We start from the raw sequence: 2764 nt of genomic DNA on the forward strand, positions 1-2764 counted from the left end.
ATCAAAATGGATTCTTCTGATCTCATTTTTTACAAGTAATCAAAACAAAATGATTGGTTGAATTTTCCAAAATCATTTACTAATTTAAAGAATAGATATTTTCGCCATCATTTCTTGCCCTTGCCCTTACCCTTGCTCTTACCGTTTGGTTTTTCATCGTAAAGATCGTGGCCTCTCTTCAGAGCATGGAATTCCTTCGATCCGGGTTTTATTCCCAGGCTCTTTGCAAGTGCTCCCCAACCTTTACCGTGACCAGATTTGTATTTTTCAATAACTCTCTCTGTTGGCTGATTTGACATTTCTCCTAGCCTAAAAACCATATATGCGTCCGCAGGTTTTTCCACATTGCCTATCACGACTTTGATTTGTGCGTCGCCTATATTGAAACGAGTTGCAAGTCTTGCTCGGAATCCTGATGGGTTTGCTTCAGCTTGGATATTGAGATCATCGATCCAGTCAAAATCACCAGCCACGACTGCTGATGAAAAGAGCAAAAAAACCATAGAGACCACAAAAAACACTTTAATCATTTTCATTACGTCCTCTCTTTGAATTTGTTTTAAGGAATAGTTGTGCATCATATCGAAAAGGAAATCGATGAAAATGGTGAAACCATAAATTCATTTTCACTTTAAGTTTCTAAATACCTAACGAGCAAATTAAAAAAATCCATCCTTTACGCCACAGTAAAAAATATGAGATAAATACTGCTCTGGGCTAATTAAAAGGGTATCGGGTTATAAGATAAAAAAGGAACGAGTGTTATAAAAGATATCAAAATTGTTATCAAAATGAATTCTATAACAAAATCGTTCACCACAACCTCCTATCTATCTTATATTTCTGTTAAAAACTTAAGCATATTCTTTAGATGTATTGAATAAAAATAACACTAAATTTTCGGTGCCCAGGGGCTTTTGCTTCCAACTGTCCAGTATTGATAACAACTTGAGAAGTCTTTTTAGATATATCTTTACCAGTAATCGACAGCAAATTTATTCCTCATCTTCGGGATAAAACGTAAAGCCTGTTGTAGATTTTTTAGCAAAAGATTTTAGAAAGTTGACTTGTTTTATTTCTTCCAAATTAATTTTCGGACGATCAGAATTTTCATTTAATACTGTATCCCTTAAATTAGGATTTTGATGAATTAAAATGATAGCTATTTTTTCAGCTTCTTGTGGGTTCTCTGCCTTTACAAATTTCGTGGCATAAAACCCATACTTTTTTAGTTCACCATCAAGATTGAGGAGAAAATTCTCCCCGTGAAGTTTAACCTTGAATCTCTTCATTACTTTTATTTTCCTGTTAACAGAACCTATGTGACACTTCCTATAGAGATCCGTTGAATTACTATTGTTGTCTTTTTTCTCATCAAATAATCCCGATGTCTATCAAACACATACTAACCGATGTTTCCTCGAAATCACATAAGATGGTAAATTTTCTGGAGGTATAAAATAAAAAAGAAAATCCAGATTTTGGCCCCGAATTCTTTAAGAAATAGAATTTTTATCTATAAAAATCTTTTTTGTTTGATACCTCTTTAAATCGATTAATTCTTCTATTTTATCTACGAATTTTTTCATGTCTACGGGTTTTTTAAAAAATATTCCCTTCTTGGACTTAAATCCAAAATTACCTGAAATAAAGATAAACTTTGACTGGTTAGTTCGAGGATCCTTTATTAGTTCTCTATAAACCTCCCTTCCATCCATTCCTAGATCTAAAACCATGTCTATGATTATGAGATCTTGTGATATTTCACGGGCAATTTTTATTCCATCTATACCATTAGTAGCATGATAAACTACAAAATCATTTACAACAAAAGTGCGCATTAAGTATTTTTCTAAAAATTCGCCTACCGACTCATCATCTTCTATTATTAATATTCTCTTTGATCTTGAAAAATCTTTAAATTCGAATTGGATGTTTTTATCTGTTTCATATGCTTTTATGTATTTTACGATTTCATCAAGACCTTTGCCATTTCTCTTACAAGACTCTATAATTTTTTTTCTTTTTAAAATATCTCCTTTATCAAAAAGATCTTTATTCACGATTTTTGCACATGCCTTAATTACCCCAAGAGTCTTATATTTTTTAAAAGATTCAAGAGAAAAATTGAAAATCTTAATTACTTCATTAGTATCAATCAGAATGGTTTCTTTCATATCTTTTTAATTTATCCCATCAGTATTATTGCTCAAGTGGGATGAATATGATGGTATTTTCGGGTACAATCTGGTGTGGAGCTATTAACGTCTTGGTTAGCCACAACTTGTTTCAGATACCCGTCTTTTTCTCCATATAAACTAAGAGTTACACGACCCCATACTTTTTGATAACTCATTTCTATTGAATGAATAGGTCTGTAAAAATATCGATTCATAGACACCCATTTCTCAATTCATTTTTTACCCCCACAGTAAAATAAGCTGAATTCTATAAAAACAAATCTTCAATATTTACTTCTTTTCTATCACCCCCTTCCATACGTATTTTTATTATAAGACAATAAGGTGAAGGCTCTCTAAAACAAAAAAAGCCTTTGGGCAAACGCTTCCAAAGGCTATTATTTAGCTTCTGCGGCCCGGCTGTCATGGCTTTTCAGCTTTAGACCCGTGGCTTTGCGTCTCCGCCTTTCAACGGATTTGCCCTTTCGATTAATATTTTTTATAAACATTATAATAAATTCCGATGTAATTGTCAATAAAGCAAGCCCCCCATTAAGAATTTGCTTTTATGATATCCGAAAACA

The 2764-nt window shown here is 32.7% G+C and carries 3 protein-coding genes and 1 riboswitch; all 3 genes read right to left on the bottom strand.

The window, feature by feature from the left end:
• Positions 1-107: 107 nt before the first annotated feature.
• The 3 genes from VLM92_RS12275 to VLM92_RS12285 all read right to left on the bottom strand — a co-directional run bounded on the left by VLM92_RS12275 (position 108) and on the right by VLM92_RS12285 (position 2177).
• Positions 108-536, bottom strand: coding sequence for a hypothetical protein (locus tag VLM92_RS12275; RefSeq protein ID WP_325276624.1), 429 nt, complete (start codon positions 534-536; stop codon positions 108-110).
• Between the two features lie 459 nt (positions 537-995).
• On the bottom strand, positions 996-1292 hold the full coding sequence (locus VLM92_RS12280) for a hypothetical protein (protein ID WP_325276625.1): 297 nt from the start codon (positions 1290-1292) through the stop codon (positions 996-998).
• Between the two features lie 204 nt (positions 1293-1496).
• The gene (locus VLM92_RS12285) at positions 1497-2177 is read right to left on the bottom strand and encodes a response regulator (protein ID WP_325276626.1); all 681 of its coding nucleotides are present in this window, start codon (positions 2175-2177) and stop codon (positions 1497-1499) included.
• A gap of 410 nt (positions 2178-2587) precedes the next feature.
• Positions 2588-2672, bottom strand: a riboswitch (cyclic di-GMP riboswitch).
• Positions 2673-2764 lie beyond the last annotated feature (92 nt).

It is taken from the genome of Romboutsia sp., from assembly GCF_035470145.1.
In the GTDB taxonomy this organism is placed as follows: Bacteria; Bacillota; Clostridia; order Peptostreptococcales; family Peptostreptococcaceae; genus Romboutsia_D.

Excerpts from the sequence above, each read along its gene's own strand:
- VLM92_RS12275 (WP_325276624.1), bottom strand. The coding sequence starts at position 536 with ATGAAAATGATTAAAGTGTTTTTTGTGGTCTCTATGGTTTTTTTGCTC.
- VLM92_RS12280 (WP_325276625.1), bottom strand. The coding sequence starts at position 1,292 with ATGAAGAGATTCAAGGTTAAACTTCACGGGGAGAATTTTCTCCTCAAT.
- VLM92_RS12285 (WP_325276626.1), bottom strand. The coding sequence starts at position 2,177 with ATGAAAGAAACCATTCTGATTGATACTAATGAAGTAATTAAGATTTTC.